We start from the raw sequence: 23,131 nt of genomic DNA on the forward strand, positions 1-23,131 counted from the left end.
AAACTACCCGATGCACACGAGTGTGCTGGAAGGGGTGAACAACAAGATCAAAGTGATAAAGCGTATGGCATATGGATTTAGGGACTCAGAATACTTTTTTCTGAAAATCAAGGCGGCCTTCCCCGGAAAGCCGCGATGAACCTTTTGTTTTGCCCCGATGCGACCCGGCCCTTCTATCTGGGATCGCCCGAGAAGGGGTGCAGGGCGGTGCGGGCGCGCTCGAACAGGGCGATGAGATGATCCGCCACGGCTCTCACCCGCCGGGAGTGGGCGAGATCGCTGTGGAGCACCAGCCAGATGGGCTGATCCACTCCGAGCTCCGGCAGCAGGCAGACCAGATCCGTCTGGCGGGCCAGGTAGTGGGGCAGCACCGCGAGCCCCAGACCGGCCTGGGCGGCGGCGAGCTGGGCCGCCAGGGTGCTGGTCTCCACCCGGCAGGGGCGGCCGCGCAGCATGCGGGTCATCCATCTGGCGGCGGGCAGGTGGCTCTGGGTTTCGTTCCATCCGATGAAGTCATCCTGATCGAAGCTGGCGGCATCCAGCCCGGGGCTGCGGGCATCCAGGTAGGCGCCGGTCCCGTAGAGGCCAAAGCCCAGGGTGCCCAGGCGCCGCAGGGTGAGGTGGCCGGCATCGGGCTTGACCATGCGCACCGCGAGATCGGCATCGCGCCGGTGCAGGTTCACCGTCTGCACCCCGGTGACCAGCTCCACCCTCAGCTCGGGGTGCTGGGCAAAGAGCGTCGGCAGGGAGGGGATGATGAGGGGATTGGCCAGGTTCTCGGCAGTGGCGAGGCGCACGGTGCCGGCCACCTGTCCCTGCAACTGCCCCGCCTCGCCAAAGGCCAGTCCCGCATGTTCCAGCGCCTCGGCTCGCTCAAGCAGGGCCTCCCCGTCGTCGGTCAGGCGATAGCCCTGCTGGTGGCGGCTGAACAGGGGGAGGCCGAGGGCCGCCTCCAGCCTGTCCAGGCGCCGGGAGACGGTGGCCACCCCCATGCGAAGGGCGTGGGCGGCACCGCTCAGGGTGCCGCTGCGGGCGATGGCCAGGAAGACGCGGGCGTCGTCCCAGAGCAGGGGATCGTGCATAGTGTTTCCATAATCGGAAAATGGGTTGCCAGTTATCTCTATATCTCATTAATTTTCGGAAGACCATACTCCCCTGCAACTTGTCAGGGAGAAAATGCGATGCAACGACGAACACTGGGAGCCAACCTGCAGGTCTCTGCCCTGGTGCTGGGCTGCATGGGGATGAGCGAATTCTACGGGCCGCGGGACGATGAGATGTCCTTGCGAGTGCTGGCGGAGGCGGTGGAGCGGGGCATCGACCTGCTCGACACCGCCGACATGTACGGCCCCCACCACAACGAGGCGCTGATCGGGCGTTTTCTCGCGACCCGGCGGGGGCAGGTGAAGGTCGCCACCAAGTTTGGCATCGTGCGCCAGCACGGGGAGTACAGGCGTACCCTCGACAACAGCGCCCGCTATGCGCGCCAGAGCTGCGAGGGCTCCCTGCGCCGCCTCGGCATCGAGCAGATCGATCTCTACTATGTGCACCGCCTCGATCCGGCCCATCCCGTCGAGGAGACCATGGCCGGGCTGGCGCAGCTGGTACAGGAGGGCAAGATAGCCCGCATCGGTCTGTGCGAGGTGAGCGAGGCCACCCTGAGGCGCGCCCATGCCGTGCACCCGGTGGCGGCGGTGCAGACCGAATACTCCCTCTGGACGCGGGAGGTGGAGGCGGCGGTGCTGCCCGCCTGCCGGGAGCTGGGAATTGGTCTGGTGGCCTACTCCCCCCTGGGGCGCGGGTTTCTGACCGGGCGTTACCAGCAGGAGGCGGTGTTCGAGGAGGGGGATTTTCGGGCCGGTCTGCCGCGGTTTCAGGGGGAGAACCTCGCCACCAACCGCACCCTGGTGCAGGCGGTCATGGCCCTGGCGCAGCAGAAGGGATGCTCGGCGGCGCAGATAGCCCTAGCCTGGCTGCTGGCGCAGTGGGAGGGGATAGTGCCCATCCCCGGCACCCGGCGTCTGACCCACCTGGCGGATAACCTCGGCGCCCTCTCGGTGCGCCTCTCCCCAGCGGAGCTCGGGGCCCTGGGACAGGCCATCCGGACCCTGCCGGTGGCGGGGGAGCGCTATACCGCCGAGGGGATGAAGGGGGTGAACGCATGAGCGGCTCGCACACGGATCGCCATGAACGGGCGTTCGCGCTGCTGGCCCGGCTCGATCCCCAGGCACCCACGCGAGTCGCCGCCAGCCTGGATGCCCTGCCACCGGAACTTGCCGAGCTGGTGCTGGGGTTTGCCTTTGCCGATGTGCTCGCCCGTCCCGGCATCGATCTCTGCACCCGCGAGATACTCACGGTGGCGACCCTGATGGGAATGGGCACGGCGCCCGGACAGCTCGAGTTCCATATCCGGGCCGCCCTCAATGTGGGGGTCAGCCGGGAGACCATCATCGAGATCCTGCTCCAGGTCGCCGTCTATGCCGGAGTGCCCGCCTGCATGAATGGCATCCGTGCGGCCCGCAGCGCCTTCGCCGCCCATGACAAGGGGCGGGGGGGCAGGGATTAAGGTGGAGACGTCACCCTGGCGAAAAGGTCAGGTGTGCCCTGACGAGGGCAGCAAGAAGGGAGCCGAGGCTCCCTTCTTTCATGGTGCTGGCCGGCTCAAGCCCCTTCTGGCAGAGGACGGCGTACCCTCGGCTTGAGCTGGGAGAGCATGACCCCGGTCAGGATGAGGCCGCCCCCCAGCAGGTGATAGCCGTGAATGGGCTCCCCCAGGGTGATGACGGCGATGAGGGCCGTGCACAGGGGCATCAGGTTCATGAAGACCGAGGTGCGCTCCGCCCCCAGGGTGGCGAGGCCGCGCATCCAGCAGTAGGCGGCGAAGATGGAGGAGGCGAGGCTGGCGAACAGCACCATGCTCCAGCCCTGGGCGGGAATGGCCAGGGAGTCGGCAGAGAGGGCCACCGGGATGAGCAGCAGCACCGCCAGCAGGATCTGCAGGTAGAGGTTGAGCCAGGGGCCGAACGGCAGTTGCCAGCGGCGGATCAGCAGGCCATAGAGGGCATAGCTGGCCGCCCCCAGCAGCATCATGCCGTCGCCGGGGTTGATGCCGCTGTGCAGCAGTGCCAGGGGGTTGCCCTGACCCAGCAGCCAGAGCACCCCGAACAGGGAGAGGCTCATGCCGAGCAGCGCCTGCTTGCCCGGCTTCTGGCCAAAGCAGCAGGCCCCGATGAGCAGGGTGAGCAGGGGCAGCAGGGAGCCGATGACCCCCATGTTGGTGGCCGAGGTGCTGTGGGCGGCGTAGTAGGCGAGGCACTGGTAGAGCACCATGCCGAGCAGGGAGAGCACCAGCAGCTTGCCGAGCCAGGGGCGGATGTCGGCCCGGCGGCGCCAGAGCTGCGGCAGGCAGAAGGGGGAGAGCGCGAGGGCGGCGATCACCCAGCGATAGAAGGAGATGGCAGCGGGATCCAGCACGCCGGCGGCTGCCTTGGAGACCACGGTATTGGCGGCCCAGATCAGGATGGCGAGCAGGGGGAAGAGAAAAGGCATAGGCACTCCTTGGTACGATGGGGAGAGTCTAGCCTTGTCTTGAACGAGGTAAGTAGCGTAAATAAGACATGTCATAACCGCTTTGGGACAATCTGCATGGGCACCCTCACCCTGGCCGAGCAGGATCGCCTGCTGGCCGACCCCAACCCCCTCTACTTTCGCTACAGCCAGATCCAGGGGGGCAACGCCTGCGCCGAGCACGCCCACCCCTGGGGTCAGCTCAGCCTCATCAGCCTGGGGGTCATGGTGGTGGAGGTGGGGGGAGAGCGGCTGGTGGCGCCTCCGGACTACCTCATCTGGGTGCCGGCGGACCTGCCCCACACCGCCTTCAACGAGCAGACCCTGGATTACACCTCCATCTACGTGAGCCACGCCCTGGCCCCGCGTCTGCCACGGGAACCCCAGCTGCTGGCCCTCACCCCCTTGCTGCGGGCCCTGCTGGAGGACTTCACCCAGCGCCGGGTCGGGCACATGGAGGATGAGTGGGATGCCCGTCAAGGTGAACTCTTCATCGAGAAGCTGGCCCGCACCCGTTGCCAGCCGAGCTACCTGCCCCAGAGCCGGGATCGCCTGCTGGCCCCCTTGCTGGCGGCATTGCAGGCGGCGCCGGAGGACAACCGCACGCTGGTGGAGTGGGCCAGGGCGCTGCACACCACGGAGCGCACCCTGGCGCGGCGCTGCCAGAAGGAGCTTGGCATGAGCCTCGGCCAGTGGCGCACCCGGCTGCGGCTGGTGAAGGCGCTGGACTGGCTGCGGGGCGAGATGCCGGTGCAGGAGATCGCCTGGCGCCTCGGTTACGCTTCCACCTCGGCTTTCATCGCCATGTTCCAGCGCGAACAGGGCTGCGCCCCCCAGCGCTATCGCCAGCAACTGGGCCAACCCGTGGCCTGAACCGCATGAAAAAGGGCGCCCGCAGGCGCCCTTGTGGATCATGGGATGGGCTTAGAAGAAGCCGAGGGGGTTGATGTCGTGGCTCACCAGCAGGTTCTTGGTGTTCTGGTAGTGGTCCAGCATCATCTTGTGGGTCTCTCGACCGATCCCCGACTTCTTGTAGCCGCCAAAGGCCGCGTGGGCCGGGTAGGCGTGGTAGCAGTTGACCCAGACCCGGCCGGCCTGGATGCCGCGCCCCATGCGCCAGGCCAGGTTGCTGTCCCGGGTCCACAGGCCCGCCCCGAGCCCGTACTGGGTGTCGTTGGCAATGGCCAGGGCATCCGCCTCGTCCTTGAAGGTGGTGACCCCGAGCGCCGGCCCGAAGATCTCCTCCTGGAACACCCGCATCTTGTTCAGGCCCGAGAAGATGGTGGGCTGGATGTAGAAGCCCCCCTCCAGCCCGCTCACCTTGGCCGGGCCGCCGCCCAGCAGCATCTTGGCCCCTTCGCCGCGGCCGATTTCCATGTAGCTCAGGATCTTGTCGAACTGCTCGCGGGACGCCTGGGCCCCCACCTGGGTCGTGGTGTCGAGGGGGTTGCCCTGCACTATGGTGCGGGCGCGGGCCAGCACCCGGTCCATGAAGTCGTCATAGATGCTGGCCTGCACCAGGGCGCGGGAGGGGCAGGTACATACCTCTCCCTGGTTGAAGAAGGTCATCAGCATCCCTTCCACCGCCTTGTCGATGTAGCTGCTCTCGTGCTGCATCACGTCGGCGAAGTAGATGTTGGGGGACTTGCCACCGAGCTCCACGGTGGAAGGGATCAGCTTGTCGGCGGCGCAGCGCAGGATATGGGCGCCCACCTCGGTGGAGCCGGTAAACGCCAGCTTCTGGATCCGGTTGCTGGTGGCGAGCGCCTGGCCCGCCTCGGCGCCGAAGCCGTTGACCACGTTGACCACGCCAGGGGGCAGGATGTCCTTGATGAGATCCATCATCAGCATGATGGTGACCGGGGTCTGCTCGGCGGGCTTGAGCACGCTGCAGCAGCCGGCCGCCAGTACCGGGGCCAGCTTCCAGGCGGCCATCAGCAGGGGGAAGTTCCACGGGATGATCTGGCCGACCACGCCGATGGGCTCCTTGAAGTGGTAGCTGACGGTGTTCTGGTCCAGCTCGGCGGCGGAGCCCTCCTGGGCGCGGATGCAGCCGGCAAAGTAGCGGAAGTGATCCACCACCAGGGGCAGGTCGGCGGCCAGGGTCTCGCGCACCGCCTTGCCGTTCTCCCAGGTCTCGGCGACGGCAAGCCGCTCAATGTTCTGTTCGATGCGATCGGCGATGCGCAGCAGCAGGTTGCTGCGCTCGGTGACGCTGGTCTTGCTCCAGCTGGCGAACGCCTTGTGGGCCGCGTCCAGGGCGAGCTCGATGTCGGCGGCGTCGGAGCGGGCCACCTCGCAGAACACCCGGCCATCCACCGGCGAGATGTTCTCGAAATAGCGGCCGGCGCGCGGCGCCACCCAGTCGCCACCGATGAAGTTGTCATAACGGGATTTGAAGCTGACCAGGGCACCTGCCTGACCGGGAGCGGTATAAATCATCTCATCATCCTTATGTGTGTGGTCCTGACCGGCCTGGCGGGCAGTCCGGTTGCTTCCTGTCATCGCAAGGGGCGTGCCAGCGGGCGGCGCTCTACACAAAAAGGTTGCAAAAACGTTATAAAACGGGGTGCCAAGGGGTATCTTGGTTAACCAGTGCCCCCCAGAGCGGCCCCCGAACTGTGCCGTTTCTGAACATCGGGTGTGACACTGTGCCGTTTGTGAACAGGAGACGTGATGAAGGCGCTCCCCCAAGGCGGCCCTATTCGCGAGTGTGTAGAAGGAGGTGTGATGAGCGAGTTGCCTCAATCCGGTGCCAGCCCAATCCAGCGCTCCTGGGAGCGCTGCCTGCATCAGGGGCTGAGCCGCCAGCAGAGCGCCGAGCTGGACTTGCTGCCCCAGGGGGAGCTGTCGGCTCGCCAGGAGCAGCACAGGACGCTCATCGCCTGCTTCCAGCGCTTCGTGCTGCCGCTCTTTGGCCAGTTGCTGGCAGGCAGACCCTGTCGTCTGCTGCTGTGTGACGGCGAGGGGGCCATCCTCGCGGTGAGCGGAGACGACCGGTTTGCCCGCCATGCCGAGCGCATTTTTTTGCGCAGCGGCGCCCGCTGGGGGGAGGCGAGCAAGGGCACCAACGCCATCGGCACCGCGCTGGCCGAGCAGAGCGAGGTGCAGGTGCTGGGGGCGCAGCACTTCTTCGCCCAGCACAGCTTTCTCAGTTGCAGCGCCTGCCCCCTGCTCGGGCCGGACGGGCAACTGCTCGGCGTGCTCGACATCTCCACCGATGCGGCCCACCACGGCGGCGACATGCTGGGCACCGTGCGCCTCCTGGCCATGACCCTGGAAAACGCCCTGCTGGCCCGCCAGCCGGGCTGGCTGGTGGATCTCGATCCCCAGAGCCTCTGGTCTGCCCGCCTGCTGCTGGGGGAGGGGGGCGAGCTGCTCGGGGCCAACCGGGCCGGTCGGCTCTGGCTCGGCCAGCACCCCTTCGACGGTCAGCAGTTGCTGCGCGAGCGCCGCGGCCTGCGGCTGGTGCCGGAGGCGGGGGAGCGCGCCGCCAGGCTCCCCCTGCCGAGCGCGGTTGAGGAGGGGGGATCGCAGGCGCAGCAGGTGCCGCTCAAGATGCTGGAGCGGGGCATCTCATTGCTCATCGAGGGGGAGACCGGCAGCGGCAAGGAGCACCTGGTGCGCACCCTGCACGCCAGTTCGAGCCGTCGGGAGCGGCCTCTGGTGTGCGTCAACTGCGGCGCCCTGCCGGCGGAGCTGGTGGAGGCCGAGCTGTTCGGCTACGTGGGGGGGGCCTTCAGCGGTGCCCGCAGCCAGGGCAGCCAGGGCTATCTGCGCGCCGCCCACGGCGGCATCCTGATGCTGGATGAAATTGGCGAGCTGCCGCTCCAGGCCCAGACCCGGCTGCTGCGGGTGTTGCAGGAGCGCGTCGTCACCCCGGTAGGCAGCCACAGACCCGAGGCGGTGGATTTCTGGCTGGTCAGCGCCAGCCATCGGGATCTGGCGGCCATGGTGGCGGCCGGCACCTTTCGCGAAGATCTCTACTACCGCATCTGCGGCTGGCGCCAGCAACTGGCACCCCTGCGGGCCTGGTCGGTGCCCGAGCGTCAGGGGTTGATCCTGAACCTGCTCGCCCAGATGGACCCGGCGCTACAACTGAGCCGGGAGGCGGAGCAGCGGCTGCTGGCTCACCCTCTGCCCGGCAACGTGCGCCAGCTCAAACAGGCGCTGGAGGTGGCCTGTGTACTGGCAGAGGGGCAGGGCTGGATTGAACCTGCCCATCTGCATCTGCCCGCCGTGGAAGGGGGAGCGAGCTCACCTTTGGGAGGGAGTACCCTGCGCGAGCAGAGTCGGCAGCGGGTGCAACAGACCCTGGCAGAGTGCGGCGGCAACGTGAGCGAGGCGGCGCGCCGTCTTGGCATCAGTCGCACCACCCTCTATCGGGCGCTGCGGGAGGAGGGGTGAAGGGTGTCGCGCCGTCCAGCGCTTGTGTAGACTGCGAAGGCAAGGACGTTTTTTCGTTATGTTTCCATCGCAGGGAGTGCGCAATGACCCATCTCACCACCGACGAGGCCCCCCGCCTCTCTCCCGGCTGCTGGCCGATGCCGCTTGCGCCCCATGGGGCCCGTGCCGGTTAGTCGGCACCCGTCTGCGCCCGGTGCGGCGCGTGTAATAACCTTGGATCTGGATCAGCGCGGTTCGGCGCTTCAAGGTGTAGGGTAAAAGCCCTTTTTCAGGTGTGATGCCGATGATCCCTTCCTATTCCCGCATGACGACGCTGTTGTTCTGGTGCCTGCTGGCGGCGAGCCTGCTGGCCATGGTGTTATTCGAATTCGGACCCGAGCGGCGGCTCGACATCCTGAGCCAGGCCGGTTTGTCCGTGCGTGCCCAGGATGACAGGGCCCACAAGGGCTCCTCCGTCGCCACCCTGAGTCAGGGGGGCGACAGACCCGCCATCCAGTGCACCCTGCGAAGCCAATATGCCTATCCTTTCTGCGAGCTGGTTCTGACCCTGACCGATCCCGAGCAGGGGCTGGATCTCTCCGGCTTCACCGGGGTGCGGGTGAGGCTGGATGTAGAAGGGCAGGGGGTACAGGCCTGGCGCCTTTATCTGCGCAACTACGATCCCGTCTACTCGACGCGGGAAGACGAGAGTTCCCACAAGTTCAACGAAGTGCTCTTCACCGCCAGGGATTTTGGTCGTGAGCAGGATGTCCCCCTGAATGTCTTTGCCCCCAGCTCCTGGTGGGTGCAGCAGTACGACATTCCGCTGGTCCAGCAGGGGCCGGATCTGCACCATGTTTACGCCATCGAGATCGCCTCCGATGACAAGATGTTGCCGGGGGAGCACCGGTTGCGGCTCGAGCGGCTGGAGTTCTATGGCCGCTGGTGCAAGCCGGGGGACTTCTATCGCTATCTGCTGCTGGGGTGGCTTGTATACGGCGTGCTGCTCTTCCTGGTCCAGAACCTGATGTTCGGGGATCGGCTGCGCAAGGCCAGGGAGGCGCGCCTCGCGGCTGAAGCCCTGAGTGCGAGCCTGTGCGAGCAGAACCGGCGCACCGAGGAGGAGGCCCGTTACGATCCCCTGACCGGGGCCCTCAATCGGCTCGGCGGCGAAAAGCTGCTCGGGGAGCTCGGCGAGATGCCGCTCTCCTTCATCTACATCGACATCGATCACTTCAAGGGGGTCAACGACGGTCACGGCCACCCGGTGGGGGACGAGGTGCTCAAGCACATGGTGAGCGAGCTGCTGCGCCATTGCGACAGCCTGTGCCGACTGGTGCGCTGGGGCGGGGAGGAGTTCGTGCTGGTCTGCCTCCATTACGACGAGGGACGGGCCGCCGCCCTGGCGGAGCGGCTGAGAGGGGCGCTGGAGGGGTACAGGCACTGGCCGCTGGGGCTCGGTATCACCGCCTCCTTCGGGGTGGCCGAGCGGCGCAAGGATAGCCTGGAGCAGGCGCTCAAGCGGGCCGACGAGGCGCTCTATCAGGCCAAGCAGAATGGTCGCAACCGGGTGGAGGTGGCGCCCGACTGATCCGGCGCTGGAGCCCATGGCCGGGCGGGGCTATCATGCGCCCCATCATTTATCCGAGGAGAGATGCCATGGCACAACACATTGGCGCCCTGACGCTGCTGGTGGCGGATTACGACGAGGCCATCGCCTTCTTCACCCGGGGAATGGGCTTCGAGCTACTGGAAGACACCCCCTCGACGAGCCGGGCAAACCGGGCAAACGCTGGGTGCGGGTCGCTCCCAAGGGGGCTCCCGGCTCCGCCCTGCTGCTGGCTCGCGCGGCCAACGAGGAGCAGCGCGCCGCCATCTGTCGCCAGGGGGGCGGTCGGGTCTTCCTGTTCCTTGAGACCGACGACTTCTGGGGCGATTACGAGCGGATGCTGGCCTATGGTGTTCATTTTTGTGAACAGCCGCGCCTCGAACCCTACGGCACCGTGGTGGTGTTCGAGGACATCAGTGGCAATCGCTGGGACCTGCTGCAACTCGCTGCTGCCAACTGAATCTGAAAACGTTTATCATCCCGCCCGTCATAAAGTCATAAAAGTGTCACAGAAAGTTCTAATAATTGGCGCACCCATCTTCACAGAGGAGAGAGAAGGGATATGGCTAAGCGAATTCTGGTGGTCGAGGACGAGGCACCGATCCGCGAAATGCTCTGCTTCGTGCTTGAGCAGAAGGGATATGAAACAGTAGAAGCAGAAGATTACGCCGATGGACTGGCAAAGGTGCGCGAACCCTACCCCGAACTCATCGTGCTGGACTGGATGATGCCAGGTGGCAGCGGTATCCAGTTCCTCAAGCAGCTCAAGCAGGATGAGATGACTCGCCAGATCCCGGTGGTGATGCTGACCGCCCGGGGCGAGGAAGAGGACAAGGTGCGCGGGCTCGAGGCCGGTGCCGACGACTACATCACCAAGCCCTTCTCCCCCAAGGAGCTCACCGCCCGCCTGCACGCCGTGATGCGCCGCGTCTCTCCCACCTCGGTGGACGAGGTGATCGAGGTGCAGGGGCTCAAACTGGATCCCGTTTCCCACCGGGTCAGTGCCGAGGAGAAGGCCCTCGACATGGGGCCGACCGAATTCAAGCTGCTGCACTTCTTCATGACCCACCCCGAGCGGGTCTACAGCCGCGAGCAGTTGCTCAACAACGTCTGGGGTACCAACGTGTATGTCGAGGACAGGACGGTGGACGTGCACATTCGCCGCCTGCGCAAGGCCATCGAAGAGACGGGGCACGACAGATTGATCCAGACGGTGCGCGGGGCCGGCTACCGCTTCTCGACCCGTCTCTAGGTCAGGGCCAGTGCCGCCAGCGCCTGCCGGCGGGCATTGGACCCGGCTCTTTGCTGCCTCTAGGAGATCTTAATGTTGCAACCTTACGCCTGGCGGCGACAGTTGTGGCGAATGGCGTTCTTCTACAGCCCCTTCGTCTTGGTAGGTTGGTTAATCGATCATCTCGTTCTCTGCCTGCTGGTGGCCACTGTGGTGCACCTGGTCTGGCACTACCGCTTCCAGAAGCGGCTGTCGGACTGGCTGTGGCACGATCGCAGCCTGGTGCCGCCCCACGGCAGCGGCAGCTGGGAGCACATCTTCAACGGCATCTACAAGTTGCAGCAGCGTCACCGGGCCCGGCGCCGGGAGCTGGCGGGCCTCATCCGCCGCTTTCGGGAAGGGGCGGAGGCGCTGCCCGATGCGGCCGTGGTGTTTCGCACCGACGGCAGCATCCTCTGGTGCAACCGGCTGGCGGAGCAACTGCTCGGCTTTCGCTGGCCCGAGGATGCCGGCCAGCACATCGGCAACCTGATCCGTCACCCCGCCTTCGTCGCCTATCTGGGCAAGGGGCAGTATGACGAGCCATTCGAGATGCACTCCCCCATCAACGAGGAGAAGTTCCTCGAATTTCGCATCATGCCCTATGCGGAGGATCAGGCCATGCTGGTGGTGCGGGATGTGACCCGGCTGCGCAGCCTGGAGAAGACGCGCAAGCACTTCGTCTCCAACGTCTCTCACGAGTTGCGTACCCCCCTCACCGTGCTCAAGGGGTATCTGGAGATGACCGAGGAGCCGCCGCCCCCCGCCATGTGGGCCAAGGCGCACAAGGTGATGATGGAGCAGACGATCCGCATGGACAATCTGGTCAACCAGCTGCTCACCCTGTCGCGCATCGAGGCGGCGCCCACCGTGGATCTCTCCCATCTGGTGGACATGCCCGCCATGCTGGGGCTGCTGGAGCAGGAGGCGCGGGCGCTCTCCGGCGAGCGGGCCCACGAAATCGTCTTCATGGTCCAGCCCAATCTGCTGGTGCGCGGGGATCAGGATCAGCTGCGCAGCGCCGTCTCCAACCTGGTCTACAACGCCATCCACTACACCCCGGCGGGGCGCAAGATCACCGTGGAGTGGCGCAAGCAGGGGAGCATGGCGCTGTTTGCGGTGCAGGATGAGGGGGAGGGGATCCCCCCCGAGCATCTGGCACGGCTCACCGAGCGGTTCTATCGGGTCGACAAGGCCCGCTCGCGCCACACCGGAGGGTCCGGGCTCGGCCTTGCCATCGTCAAGCATGCCCTGAGTCATCACGATGCCCATCTCGATATCGAGAGCCGGGTCGGTGCGGGCAGCCGCTTCAGCTTTCTCATTCCCGCCCGCATGGTGCTGGTGAAATAATATTTTGTGTCAATGTGTTAGCAACGATAGAAGGGCTGCATCGCAGCCCTTTTTTCATCCGGGCCACTCTCGGCCCATGTCATCAAAGTGTCATATAAATTCCATAAATTTGTCACTGCCAGGCCAGATACTGGCGCCGTCTTAAAGAACGGACCTTCTGTAACACTGGAGAAGGAGTGGTGCTGGCCCACGGATCATTGCGATCGGGTGTCAACCACGTATAGACGTCAACCTGACGATTGCCTTCTGCAACCTTGGACTTGGAGAGATTGGATGAAACTCAACAAACTGGCTGGTGTCATCGGATTCACCGCAGCAACCCTGTTTTCTGTCAGCGCTCTGGCTGCCGGTGTGGATAAAGACCTGCCGGAATACACACAGACCAGCGGCATCTCGGGCAACCTGTCCTCTGTCGGCTCGGACACTCTGGCCAACATGATGACCCTGTGGGCCGAAGAATTTAAGCGCATGTATCCCAACGTCAACGTGCAGATCCAGGCCGCCGGTTCTTCCACCGCACCGACTGCCCTGACCGAGGGCGTCGCCCAGTTTGGCCCCATGAGCCGCGCCATGAAGGCCGGTGAAGAGGAGGCATTCGAGAAGCGCTACGGCTACAAGCCGACCGCCATCCGCGTCGCCGTCGATGCCCTGGCCGTGTTCGTCAACAAGGACAACCCCATCAAGGGGCTGACCATGTCGCAGATCGACGCCATCTTCTCCAGCACCCTCAAGTGCGGCGAAGCCAAGGCGGCCACCAAGTGGTCTGATCTGGGTCTGGACGGCAGCTGGTCCGGCAAGGATCTGCAACTGTTCGGTCGCAACTCCGTGTCCGGTACCTACGGTTACTTCAAGGAACACGCCCTGTGCAACGGTGACTTCAAGAGCGGCGTGAACGAGCAGCCGGGCTCCGCCTCCGTGGTACAGTCCGTCTCCTCCTCCCTGAACGGCATCGGCTACTCCGGTATCGGCTACGTCACCTCCGGCGTGCGCGCCGTTCCGCTCTCCAAGGATGGCAAGACCTTCATCGAGGCGAGCTCCGACAACGCCATCACCGGCAAGTACCCGCTGTCGCGCTTCCTGTACGTCTACGTGAACAAGCATCCGAACAAGCCGCTCTCCCCGATGGAGCAGGAGTTTGTGAAGATGATGCTCTCCAAGGCGGGCCAGACCATCGTTGCCAAGGACGGCTATGTGCCGGTCCCGGCCAAGGTGGTTCAGGCCGACCTGAAGAAGCTGGGCATCATGTAACAGAACATGCCCTTGCAGAAAAACGAGCCCCATGCGGGCTCGTTTTCATTGGTGCGCCCCAGGATCTTTTTGGTCGCAGGGCGCAGCGCCCGGCTTGCGCCGGGCGGCGGCATTTCCGAGAATAGGGCAACTTCACGGCAAAGGACCCTCTCATGCGCGCATCTTCCCTCTCCAGACTGGCCCTGACGGCCTTGTGCAGCGCCCTGCTGGCCGGCTGCGCCCAGTCGCCGACTGGTCGCAACCAGATGCTGCTTTTCTCCCCCCAGCAGATGAACCAGCTGGGCGCCGACTCCTTCACCCAGATGAAGCAGCAGGAGAAGGTGAGCACGGATGCCAGGATGAATGCCTATGTGGGCTGCGTGGCCAAGGCGGTGACCGCCCAGGTGCCTGCCAGCTATGGCATCACCAGCTGGGAGGTAGTGGTGTTCGACTCCAAGGAGATCAACGCCTTCGCCCTGCCCGGCGGCAAGATAGGCGTTTACAGCGGCCTGCTGAAAGTCGCCAAGAATCAGGACCAGCTCGCCACCGTCATCGGTCACGAGCTGACCCACGTGCTGGCCCAGCACTCCAACGAGCGCCTCTCCCGGGATCAGCTGACCGGTATCGGGCTGGCGGTGGCGGACGCCGCCATCGGCAGCAGCGACAGCCTCGGGGGCGCTGCCACCATGGCCGCCCTGGGCCTCGGGGTCCAGGTGGGGATAGCCCTGCCTTTTGGCAGAACCCAGGAGAGCGAGGCGGACCGGCTCGGCCTCGAGCTGATGGCCCGCGCCGGGTTCAACCCGGCCGAAGCCGTCACCCTGTGGCAGAACATGAGCGCCGCCTCCGGTGGCAAGGCACCGCCCCAGCTGCTCTCCACCCACCCCAGCGACCAGAGCCGGATCGCCAACCTGCAGGCCCAGCAGGCCGAAGTGCAGCCCCTGTACCAGCAGGCGAAAGCATCAGGGCTGGTTCCCCAGTGCAAGGCGTAAGCCTGCGCCTGGCGCGTCCCGCCGATGCCGCCGCCATGACGGTGATGCAGCGGGCGAGCTGGCTGGCGGCCTACGGGGAGGTGCTGGGGGCCGACATGCTGGCCCAGCTGGCGGTGACCGACCACCTGCAGATCTGGCGACACCGGCTCGCCGAGCCCGGCCCCGTTCCCATGCTGGTCTGTCAGGACGACGTGGTCATAGGCCTGCTCTACTGGCAGCCCTCTTTGGAGGAAGGCTTGATGACGGCGCGGATCCGGGCGCTCTACCTTCATCCCGATCACTGGCGTCAGGGTCATGGCAAACGGCTGTGGCAGGCGGTGGCGGTGCAGATGCGCCGGGCCGGTTGCGAGTGTGTCAGGCTCTGGCTGCTGGATGGCAATCACATCGGCGAGGGATTCTACCTGCGCCGCGGCTTCATGTTCGACGGTCAGGAGCGCACCCTGATGAGCCTCGGACACCCTTGCCAACAACGACAAATGTTCCGTTTGCTTTGAGCTGGCTCCCGTTTTTCGCCCCTGGTCACTTTATTTTTTTTTGCGAATTAATACAATGTGCCCCATCTGGACAGACCGAGGTGGCCGGGTCCACCGCAAGGGAGTGTGGCATGTACTACGGATTTGATATTGGCGGCACCAAGATTGCCTTCGCGGTGTATGACGACGCCCTGACCCTCTGCCATGAAGAGCGGGTGAGCACGCCGGGCAACGACTACCCGGCGCTGCAGCAGCTTGTGCGCGAGCGGGTCGAGGCGGCGGATGCGCGCTTCGGGGTGAAAGGGGCCGTCGGCATCGGGTTTCCGGGGATCCTCAATCGCCTCGACGGGAGCATAGTGGCGGCCAACCTGCCCGCCATCCATGGCCGCCATCTGGGGGCGGATCTGGCCGAACTGCTGGGCCGACCGGTCAAGGTCGACAATGACGCCAACTGTTTCCTCTGGTCGGAAGTGCATCAGGGGGCCGCAGACGGTGCTGGCAGCGCCCTCGGCGTCACCATAGGTACCGGCATCGGCGGCGCCGTCTACCTGGCGGGCAAGCTCATCCAGGGGCGCAACTGGCTGGCGGGGGAGATAGGTCACTACCCGCTGCCCGCCACCATCCTGATGAAATACCCGGATTTGCCCCGTCCCCGCTGTGGCTGCGGGCGCCTGGTCTGTTTCGAAACCTATGCGTCGGGCACGGGCCTGGAGCGGCTATACCACCATGTTCATGGGGAACGGGTGAGCGGCCACCAGATCGTCGCCCGTGCCGATGCCCGTGAGGCGGCGGCCCTCTCGACCATCGACTGCTGGCTCGAGATCATCGCCGCTGGCCTCGCCACCGCCATCTCGGTGATTGATCCCGATGTGGTGGTGCTGGGGGGCGGCCTGAGCGCCCTGCCAGCCCTCTATGAGGAGTTGCCCAAACGTCTGCCCGGCCACCTGCTGCCCGGTGTCGCCCTGCCGGCGATCCGCGAGGCCCGCTTCGGTGGAGCCGGCGGTGTGCGCGGTGCAGCCCTGCTCAATCTGTGAGATCGGACAGAGGGTCTGATCTCCCCGAACAAGGAGTCATCATGACCCGTCTTGAAATCTGTATCGACAACCTCGAATCCCTGTTCACCGCCCAGGCGGCCGGCGCCGATCGCATCGAGCTCTGCTCTGCGCTGGGGCTGGGCGGTCTCACTCCCTCCTATGGTTTCATGCAGCAGGTGGCGCGCCACGCCACCGTCCCCGTCTACGCCATGATCCGTCCACGCGCCGGAGATTTTTGCTTCAACGACGGCGAGTTCGAGATGATGCTCTTGGATATCGCGGCCGCTCGTGCTGCGGGCCTGCAAGGGGTGGTGGTCGGTCTGCTGGATGAAGATGGACGGGTACCCGAAGGCAAGCTCCGGCAACTGGTCGAGGCGGCGGGGCCGCTCGGCGTCACCTTCCACCGGGCCATCGATCTCTCCTCCGACTGGCGGCTGGATCTCGAGACGATCGTCGCGGCAGGTTGCGAGCGCATTCTGAGCTCCGGCCATGCGCCGACCGCGCTGGCGGGGCTCGAAACCCTGCAGGCCATGCACCAGGCGCTGGCGGGTCGCGCCAGCCTGATGCCCGGGGCCGGGGTCAACGCCGACAACGTGCGCACCATCATCGAATTCACCGGCGTCAATGAAGTGCACATGTCCGGCATGGGCTGGCGCGGCGGCATGGTGCCCCATGGTGTGAACATGGGCACTTCGGACGATGGCCGGGTCAACATCACCGACGGCGCCAAGGTCGCAGCGGTGAGGGCACTGCTGGACAGGGCCTGATACAGACCGTGCGGCGCCATGGTGCCGCTCTCTGTGTCAACATGGGCACCTCGGACGACGGCCGGGTCAACATCACCGACGGCGCCAAGGTCGCGGCGGTGCGGGCTCTGCTGGACAGGGCCTGATACAGGCCGTGCGGCGCCATGGTGCCTCTCTCTGTGACATCAACATGGGCACCTCTGACGATGGCCGGGTCAACATCACCGACGGCGCCAAGGTCGCAGCGGTGAGGGCACTGCTGGACAGGGCCTGATACAGACCGTGCGGCGCCATGGTGCCTCTATCTGTGACGTCAACATGGGCACCTCGGACGACGGCCGGGTCAACATCACCGACGGCGCCAAGGTCGCGGCGGTGCGGGCTCTGCTGGACAGGGCCTGATACAGACTGTGCGGCGCCATGGTGCCTCTCTCTGTGACGTCAACATGGGCACCTCGGACGATGGCCGGGTCAACATCACCGATGGGGCCAAGGTCGCGGCGGTGAGGGCGTTGCTGGACAGGGCCTGATACAGACTGTGCGGCGGCATGGTGCCCTGTTTTGCTCCCTTCTCCCCTTGCGGGAGAAGGGGCGGGGATGAGGGGGCCGATGTGAGGCGTCTCCCACCGGCGGGCAATTGAGGGGCGTCTTGGCAGCACGGTGCAAAAAAGTCTGTTATCATCCCGTCTCTTTTACCATCAGGACCCGGAGCAACCTCTCAATGTCCCAATACGACTCTATCGAACAGAAGGCCAGCTACGGCATCGGCCGCAACATGGGCGACCAACTGGCTCAGCAAGCCTTCGCCGGTCTGGATATCCCGGCCCTGCAACAAGGTCTGGCTGATGCCCTGAACGGTCTGGAGTTCGCGGTCAGCCGTGACGATATCAACGATGCCTTCCAGGTCATCACCGCCCGTATGCAGGAAGAGCAGGAAGCTGCCGCCAAGGCCGCTGCCGCCGAAGGCGAAGCCTTCCTGGCCGACAACGCCAAGCGCGCCGAAGTGAAGACCACCGACTCTGGTCTGCAATATGAAGTCATGGTCGAAGGCAATGGTGCCGTGCCGGTTGCCGGTCAGTCCGTGCGCGTGCACTACCACGGTACCTTCACCCACGGTGGTGTGTTCGACAGCTCCGTTGCGCGCGGCCAACCGGCCGAGTTCCCAGTGACCGGCGTGATCGCCGGTTGGGTGGAAGCGCTGCAGATGATGCCGGTTGGCTCCAAGTGGAAGCTCTACATTCCGCAGGATCTGGCCTACGGTGCCCGTGGCGCCGGCTCCATCCCGCCGTACTCCGCTCTGGTATTCGAAGTGGAGCTGCTGGACATCCTGTGATCCGGCTGGCGTGATGCAAACGGCGACCCTGAGGTCGCCGTTTGTTTTTGGACCGCCCAAACGGGCCATGTGCCTACGGCGGGGATTTGGATATAGTCAGAGCGTCGTCCATTCCGGCCATGTGAGGGAGACACGCCATGGCAGCCATCATCGAGGTCGTCGATCTCGTCAAGCACTTCCCCGGCGTCAAGGCGGTGGACGGGCTCAGTTTTGCCATTCCCGCCGGCAGCTGCTTCGGCCTGCTCGGCCCGAACGGGGCGGGCAAGACCACGACCATAGAATTGCTGGAGGGGCTCCTCACCCCGGACAGCGGCCAGATCCTGTTTCACGGCGCCCCGCGCGGCCCGGATTATCGCTCCCGCATCGGCATCCAGTTCCAGCACACGGCGCTGCAGGATTTCCTGACGGTGCGCGATACCCTGCGCCTGTTCGCCAGCCTCTACCCCAATCCCTTGCCACGGGAGCTGCTCATCGATCTGTGCGCCTTGGGCGAGTTCATCGACAGGGACAGTCGCAAGCTCTCGGGGGGCCAGCGTCAGCGCCTGCTGCTGGCTCTGGCCCTGCTCGGGGATCCCGAACTGCTGTTTCTGGATGAGCCCACCACAGGACTGGATCCCCAGGCGCGCCACCACTTCTGGCAGCGAATAGAGGCGATCAAGGCCCAGGGCAAGACGGTGGTGCTCACCACCCACTACATGGACGAAGCGCAGCAGCTGTGCGATCTGATTGCCATCGTCGATCACGGCCACCTGCTCAGTCTGGATACGCCGGCTGCCTTGCTGGCGCAACACTTCGACGGCGTGCTGGTGCGCCTTGGGGGGCACCCGGCCCTGGCTGGGCTCGGCTATCCCCTGCGTCCGGTCGGCGATCAGGTGGAGCTCTGTTGCCCCGACGTGGCGACCCTGTTGCCAGCCTTGCTGGATCTTGGTGTGCCGCTCACCGGCATGCAGGTGCGCTCCCCCAATCTGGAAGATCTCTTCCTGAACCTGACCGGCCACAGCCTGCGGAGCGGCGCATGAGAGGGATGACCGAGTTCTGTCTGACCGTGGCCTCCGGGCTGTGGTACGCCTTGCCGACATGCAATCCCGGGAGTGGACGATGAAGGGATCCCTCAAGCGCATCGGGGCGCTCTTCTATGCCCGTACCCTTGAGTTCGTACGCGATCGCGCGGCCCTGGTGTGGAACCTGCTTTTCCCGCTCCTGCTGGTCATCGGCTTCTCTCTCATCTTCTCCGGCCCGCCCAAACCGCTGGTGCAGATCGGGGTGGTGGGGGAACTGCCCGCAACCTATGCCCCGCTGCGCGCCGTGCCGCTGCTCAAGATCATCCCCTATGACGAGGCGTCGAGAGGCCAGCTCAAGGTCCGTCACCATCAGCTGGACCTGCTGCTCTCACCCGCCGGGGGGCGTTACTGGATAAATCCGGACGCCCCTCAGGGGGCCATGGCCGAGTATCTGCTGCGCCAGGCGGTGCAGGGGCCCTTGCAAAGAGAGACCCTGAGCGGGCGCGCCATTCGCTACGGCGACTGGCTGCTGCCCGGGGTGATCGGCATGAACCTGATGTTCTCCGGCCTGTTCGGGGTCGGGTTTGTCATCGTGCGTTATCGCAAGAACGGGGTGCTGAAACGGCTGCGAGCCACGCCGCTCGGCGCGCTGGAGTTTCTCTTCGCCCAGTTGCTGTCACGGGTGCTGATCACCCTGGTGGTGAGCCTGCTGGTCTTCTGCGCGGCCTACTGGTTGCTGGATGTGCCCCTCATCGGGTCGGGGTGGCTGCTGCTGGTGATCGCCCTGGCGGGAGGAACGGCCATGGCCTCCCTTGGCCTGCTCATCGCCGCTCGCCTGCAGAACGAGGAGCTGGCGAGCGGTTTGCTCAATCTCATCAGCTTGCCCATGATGTTTTTATCCGGTGTCTGGTTCTCGCTAGAAGGCGCGCCCGCCTGGCTGCAGCAGCTTGCGGCCAGGCTGCCCCTCAGCCAGATCATCGAAGCAGCCCGCGCCGTGATGCTGGAAGGGGCGGGATGGCAGGAGGTGGCAGGCCCTCTGGGCCAGGTCATGGTGTTCGCCCTGGTGTGCATCTCGCTGGGAACCATGCTGTTCAAATGGAGTGCAAAATGAAACCTGTTCTGTGGTTGTTGCTGGTGGCGGCCTTGCCTGTGCAGGCAGGTACCCTGCGTTGCAAGAACGCCTTGCTGACCGAGGGAGACACCACGGCAGAGCTGCTGGTTCGCTGCGGCCAGCCGATGCTCAAGGAAGATCTCACCCGCTTCGAGGAGAACGGCTTCGGGGCGAGAGTGACGGTCAAGTATGCCGAGCGCTGGACCTACAACTTCGGCAAGCGGGAATTCATGCAGTTTGTCACCGTCGAAAACGGCGTCATCACCGACATTGTGGATGGCCCACGGGGAGGATGACCTCCTGGTTTTCTGAAGCCCAGCCTGCGGGAGATAAGGTCGCCACTTCCCCGCCTTTTACCTCTTTTTCTGTTGCTTTCCCCTGCCTGTTATCGCCATTTTTCCATATGGGGTCATGCTGCCTCACTCTGGTGCTTTTGGCATAAAACCGAATCTGATGAGTCAGTTGTCAGCAGAAATGGCTGCCCCAATGCGGTGCAGCCGATTTATTTTCGAAAAATAATCCTCATGCCAAGAAGGGTTTTAAGCAGCAGGCTATTTGGCAAATAAGGGTCTACTTTTGATTCTGAGAGTGCATATTCCCCCGTTTAGATATTTTGTTCTGTTGCACCATGGTTGGGCCGGATTGCACCGATTGACAGGTTTTTCTGCGGCTGGATAAGCTGCCAAAAAGCAGGGAAACGATGGCATCTCGCTAGATTTTGATGCCTGTTCGAATCAAACCACAGGGAAGAGTGACATGAAGCAGATACACAAGGCTGGTATGGTGATGGCGCTGTCGCTGATGGCAGCCAATGCGTGGGCGGACGGTACGCTGGATGCCGTCAAGAAGAAGGGATTCGTGCAGTGCGGGGTCGGTGACGGCCTGCCCGGGTTCTCCAACCCGGATGCCAAGGGAACCTGGACCGGGCTCGACGTGGACGTGTGCCGCGCCGTGGCCGCCGCGGTACTGGGGGACGCCAGCAAGGTCAAGTATGTCTCCCTCACCGCCAAGGAGCGCTTTACCGCCCTGCAGTCCGGGGAAGTGGATCTGCTCTCGCGCAACACCACCTGGACCCTGACCCGGGATGGGTCGCTGGGCCTCACGTTCGCCGGGGTGAACTACTACGACGGGCAGGGGTTCCTGGTCAAGCAGTCCCTCGGGGTCAAGAGCGCCAAGGAGCTTGACGGTGCCGCCGTCTGTATCCAGTCCGGTACCACCACCGAGCTCAACCTGGCCGACTATTTCCGCGCCAATGGCGGCATGAAGTACACCCCAGTGGTGTTCGATACCTCGGATCAGACCGTCAAGGGCTTCGAAGCCGGCCGCTGTGACGTGCTGACCTCGGATCAGTCCCAGCTCTATGCCCTCAAGATCAAGCTCACCAAGCCAGAGGAAGCCGTGGTGCTGCCGGAGGTCATCTCCAAGGAGCCGCTGGGCCCAGCCGTGCGTCAGGGTGACGATCAGTGGTTCAAGGTGGTGCGCTGGAGCCTCAACGCCATGCTCAATGCCGAGGAGGCCGGGGTCACCAGTGCCAACGTGGACGAGATGCTCAAGTCCACCAACCCTGACATCCGTCGCCTGCTGGGGCTGGAAGAGCCCAAAGGGACTGTGCTGGGGCTGGATGACAAATGGGCCTACAACATCGTCAAACAGGTCGGCAACTACGGTGAATCCTTCGATCGCAACGTCGGTGCCGGCTCCCCCCTCAAGATTGATCGCGGCATCAATGCCCTCTGGAACAAGGGCGGTCTGATGTACGCGCCACCCATCCGCTGAGTCGACAGTCACCGGGGGGCCTGGCCCCCCATGTTTTCCCTGGCTTTGTCGGAGTCATCCTCATGGCGTTACACGCATCAAACCATAGGAAAGAACAGGGCCGCTGGTGGTATGACGCCAAGGTGCGGGCGCTGCTCTTCCAGTGCCTGGCCATCGCGGCGGTTATCGGGTTTCTGTTCTACATCGTCAACAATGCCCTGACCAATCTGGCCACCCGTGGCATCACCACAGGCTTTGATTTTCTGGGCAACACGGCCGGTTTCGGCATCTTGCAGAGCCTCATCCCCTACGACGAGACCTACACCTTCGGTCGCACCTTTGTGGTGGGCCTGCTCAACACCCTGCTGGTCTCCGTGCTCGGCATTCTGTTTGCCACCCTGCTCGGGTTCGCACTCGGGGTCGCGCGCCTGTCGCGCAACTGGCTGGTGGCCAAGATAGCGGCCGTCTACATAGAGACGTTTCGCAACATCCCGCTGCTGCTGCAGATCTTCTTCTGGTACTTCTCGGTGCTGCGTACCCTGCCTTCCCCGCGTCAGAGCGTGGATATAGGCGGGCTCGCCTTCCTCAACGTGCGGGGTTTCTATCTGCCCAAGCCCCTGTTCGAAGAGGGATTCGGCTACGTGCTCTGTGCACTGGTGCTCGCGGTGCTGCTGAGCTGGGGGCTGGGCCGCTGGGCTCGCCGCCGTCAGGCCCTGACAGGCAGGATCTTCCCGTTCTGGCGCTGTGTGGCCGCCCTGGTCATGCTGCTCCCGGGCATCACCTTCCTGCTGGCGGGCAGCCCGCTCAGCTGGAGCGTGCCTGCGCTGCAGGGGTTCAACTTCCGGGGCGGGCTGACGGTGCTGCCGGAGCTCGCGGCCCTCTTGCTGGCGCTCACCATCTATACGGCGGCCTTCATCGCCGAGATAGTGCGATCCGGCATCCTGGCCATCAGCAAGGGGCAGACGGAGGCGGCTTCCGCCCTCGGGCTCTCGCCCACCAAGACGCTGCGGCTGGTGATCATTCCCCAGGCCATGCGGGTCATCATTCCTCCCTTGACCAGCCAGTATCTGAACCTCACCAAGAACTCCTCCCTGGCGACCGCCATCGGCTACCCGGATCTGGTCTCGGTGTTCATGGGGACGACTCTCAACCAGACAGGGCAGGCCATCGAGGTCATCGCCATGACCATGGGGGTCTATCTCGTCATCAGTATCACCACCTCGGTGCTGATGAACATCTACAACCGCAGAATGACGCTGGTTGAGCGCTAGGGAGCTGTC

The 23,131-nt window shown here is 64.6% G+C and carries 22 protein-coding genes and 5 pseudogenes; 24 read left to right on the top strand and 3 right to left on the bottom strand.

Features of this window, described 5'->3' with window-relative positions; all coding sequences use genetic code 11:
- Positions 1 to 139: transposase (locus tag J9892_RS06870; RefSeq protein ID WP_210537942.1), on the top strand; the 139-nt coding region annotated here is incomplete at its 5' end.
- A 34-nt stretch (positions 140 to 173) separates the two neighbouring features.
- Here J9892_RS06870 and J9892_RS06875 read toward each other — a convergent pair.
- Positions 174 to 1,082, bottom strand: coding sequence for a LysR family transcriptional regulator (locus tag J9892_RS06875; RefSeq protein WP_069785606.1), 909 nt, complete (start codon positions 1,080 to 1,082; stop codon positions 174 to 176).
- Positions 1,083 to 1,181: 99 nt separating this feature from the next.
- Between J9892_RS06875 and J9892_RS06880 the strand changes: the two genes are divergently transcribed.
- Together J9892_RS06880 and J9892_RS06885 are read left to right on the top strand one after the other, a co-directional pair.
- Positions 1,182 to 2,165 (top strand): aldo/keto reductase, encoded by a 984-nt coding sequence (locus J9892_RS06880; protein WP_210538119.1) that lies wholly within the window; start codon positions 1,182 to 1,184, stop codon positions 2,163 to 2,165.
- A complete protein-coding gene (locus J9892_RS06885; RefSeq protein ID WP_161470781.1) occupies positions 2,162 to 2,566 on the top strand; it encodes a carboxymuconolactone decarboxylase family protein in 405 nt (134 codons plus the stop codon). Before J9892_RS06880 ends, J9892_RS06885 begins: the two co-directional genes overlap by 4 nt.
- 95 nt (positions 2,567 to 2,661) lie before the next feature.
- Here J9892_RS06885 and J9892_RS06890 read toward each other — a convergent pair whose 3' ends face one another.
- Positions 2,662 to 3,549: a DMT family transporter gene (locus J9892_RS06890; protein WP_161470782.1), complete on the bottom strand. Its 888-nt coding sequence runs from the start codon at positions 3,547 to 3,549 to the stop codon at positions 2,662 to 2,664.
- Between the two features lie 96 nt (positions 3,550 to 3,645).
- Here J9892_RS06890 and J9892_RS06895 point away from each other — a divergent pair, with 96 nt between their 5' ends.
- Positions 3,646 to 4,440 (top strand): helix-turn-helix transcriptional regulator, encoded by a 795-nt coding sequence (locus tag J9892_RS06895; protein ID WP_010673466.1) that lies wholly within the window; start codon positions 3,646 to 3,648, stop codon positions 4,438 to 4,440.
- 51 nt (positions 4,441 to 4,491) lie between these two features.
- On the opposite strand, the gene J9892_RS06900 is transcribed toward J9892_RS06895, so the two are convergent.
- Complete coding sequence (locus tag J9892_RS06900; protein ID WP_041213364.1) at positions 4,492 to 6,009, bottom strand: aldehyde dehydrogenase family protein; 1,518 nt, start codon at positions 6,007 to 6,009, stop codon at positions 4,492 to 4,494.
- Between the two features lie 288 nt (positions 6,010 to 6,297).
- Here J9892_RS06900 and J9892_RS06905 point away from each other — a divergent pair, with 288 nt between their 5' ends.
- From J9892_RS06905 to J9892_RS07000, 20 genes and pseudogenes are all read left to right on the top strand, one after another.
- Positions 6,298 to 7,974, top strand: a complete 1,677-nt coding sequence (locus tag J9892_RS06905; protein ID WP_128272612.1) for a sigma-54-dependent Fis family transcriptional regulator — start codon at positions 6,298 to 6,300, stop codon at positions 7,972 to 7,974.
- 283 nt (positions 7,975 to 8,257) lie between these two features.
- Positions 8,258 to 9,544 carry a GGDEF domain-containing protein gene (locus J9892_RS06910; RefSeq protein WP_053288159.1) on the top strand — a complete coding sequence of 429 codons (1,287 nt, stop codon included), beginning with the start codon at positions 8,258 to 8,260 and terminating at the stop codon, positions 9,542 to 9,544.
- A gap of 68 nt (positions 9,545 to 9,612) precedes the next feature.
- Positions 9,613 to 10,022, top strand: a pseudogene (locus tag J9892_RS06915) (VOC family protein).
- Between the two features lie 102 nt (positions 10,023 to 10,124).
- Positions 10,125 to 10,814 (top strand): phosphate regulon transcriptional regulator PhoB, encoded by a 690-nt coding sequence (gene phoB / locus J9892_RS06920; protein WP_010673471.1) that lies wholly within the window; start codon positions 10,125 to 10,127, stop codon positions 10,812 to 10,814.
- 72 nt (positions 10,815 to 10,886) lie between these two features.
- Entirely contained in the window at positions 10,887 to 12,182 is a 1,296-nt protein-coding gene (gene phoR, locus J9892_RS06925) for a phosphate regulon sensor histidine kinase PhoR (protein WP_010673472.1), read from the top strand.
- A 273-nt stretch (positions 12,183 to 12,455) separates the two neighbouring features.
- Positions 12,456 to 13,430, top strand: coding sequence for a phosphate ABC transporter substrate-binding protein PstS family protein (locus J9892_RS06930; RefSeq protein WP_210538120.1), 975 nt, complete (start codon positions 12,456 to 12,458; stop codon positions 13,428 to 13,430).
- Between the two features lie 152 nt (positions 13,431 to 13,582).
- Positions 13,583 to 14,398, top strand: coding sequence for a M48 family metallopeptidase (locus J9892_RS06935; protein ID WP_201955698.1), 816 nt, complete (start codon positions 13,583 to 13,585; stop codon positions 14,396 to 14,398).
- Positions 14,386 to 14,892 carry a GNAT family N-acetyltransferase gene (locus tag J9892_RS06940; protein ID WP_052816140.1) on the top strand — a complete coding sequence of 169 codons (507 nt, stop codon included), beginning with the start codon at positions 14,386 to 14,388 and terminating at the stop codon, positions 14,890 to 14,892. The genes J9892_RS06935 and J9892_RS06940 overlap by 13 nt, the downstream gene beginning before the upstream one ends.
- A 110-nt stretch (positions 14,893 to 15,002) precedes the next feature.
- Complete coding sequence (locus tag J9892_RS06945) at positions 15,003 to 15,905, top strand: ROK family protein (protein ID WP_010673476.1); 903 nt, start codon at positions 15,003 to 15,005, stop codon at positions 15,903 to 15,905.
- A 41-nt stretch (positions 15,906 to 15,946) separates the two neighbouring features.
- Complete coding sequence (locus J9892_RS06950; protein ID WP_052816142.1) at positions 15,947 to 16,672, top strand: copper homeostasis protein CutC; 726 nt, start codon at positions 15,947 to 15,949, stop codon at positions 16,670 to 16,672.
- 35 nt (positions 16,673 to 16,707) lie between these two features.
- Positions 16,708 to 16,797 (top strand): annotated as a pseudogene (locus J9892_RS06955) (copper homeostasis protein CutC); the annotation flags it as partial.
- Positions 16,798 to 16,835: 38 nt separating this feature from the next.
- Positions 16,836 to 16,925: pseudogene (locus J9892_RS06960) on the top strand (copper homeostasis protein CutC); the annotation flags it as partial.
- A 38-nt stretch (positions 16,926 to 16,963) separates the two neighbouring features.
- A pseudogene (locus J9892_RS06965) lies at positions 16,964 to 17,053 on the top strand (copper homeostasis protein CutC); the annotation flags it as partial.
- A 38-nt stretch (positions 17,054 to 17,091) separates the two neighbouring features.
- Positions 17,092 to 17,181: pseudogene (locus J9892_RS06970) on the top strand (copper homeostasis protein CutC); the annotation flags it as partial.
- A 191-nt stretch (positions 17,182 to 17,372) separates the two neighbouring features.
- A complete protein-coding gene (locus J9892_RS06975; RefSeq protein WP_010673478.1) occupies positions 17,373 to 17,984 on the top strand; it encodes an FKBP-type peptidyl-prolyl cis-trans isomerase in 612 nt (203 codons plus the stop codon).
- A 137-nt stretch (positions 17,985 to 18,121) separates the two neighbouring features.
- Positions 18,122 to 19,003: an ABC transporter ATP-binding protein gene (locus J9892_RS06980; protein WP_161469727.1), complete on the top strand. Its 882-nt coding sequence runs from the start codon at positions 18,122 to 18,124 to the stop codon at positions 19,001 to 19,003.
- Between the two features lie 79 nt (positions 19,004 to 19,082).
- A complete protein-coding gene (locus tag J9892_RS06985; protein WP_210538121.1) occupies positions 19,083 to 20,096 on the top strand; it encodes an ABC transporter permease in 1,014 nt (337 codons plus the stop codon).
- Positions 20,093 to 20,392: a DUF2845 domain-containing protein gene (locus tag J9892_RS06990; protein ID WP_103857887.1), complete on the top strand. Its 300-nt coding sequence runs from the start codon at positions 20,093 to 20,095 to the stop codon at positions 20,390 to 20,392. Before J9892_RS06985 ends, J9892_RS06990 begins: the two co-directional genes overlap by 4 nt.
- Positions 20,393 to 20,852: 460 nt before the next feature.
- Positions 20,853 to 21,872: an amino acid ABC transporter substrate-binding protein gene (locus J9892_RS06995; RefSeq protein ID WP_010673482.1), complete on the top strand. Its 1,020-nt coding sequence runs from the start codon at positions 20,853 to 20,855 to the stop codon at positions 21,870 to 21,872.
- Between the two features lie 62 nt (positions 21,873 to 21,934).
- Positions 21,935 to 23,122, top strand: coding sequence for an amino acid ABC transporter permease (locus tag J9892_RS07000; RefSeq protein WP_223937699.1), 1,188 nt, complete (start codon positions 21,935 to 21,937; stop codon positions 23,120 to 23,122).
- Positions 23,123 to 23,131 lie beyond the last annotated feature (9 nt).

The sequence above is a fragment of the Aeromonas sp. Prich7-2 genome (genome assembly GCF_017939255.1).
GTDB lineage: Bacteria > Pseudomonadota > Gammaproteobacteria > Enterobacterales > Aeromonadaceae > Aeromonas > Aeromonas caviae.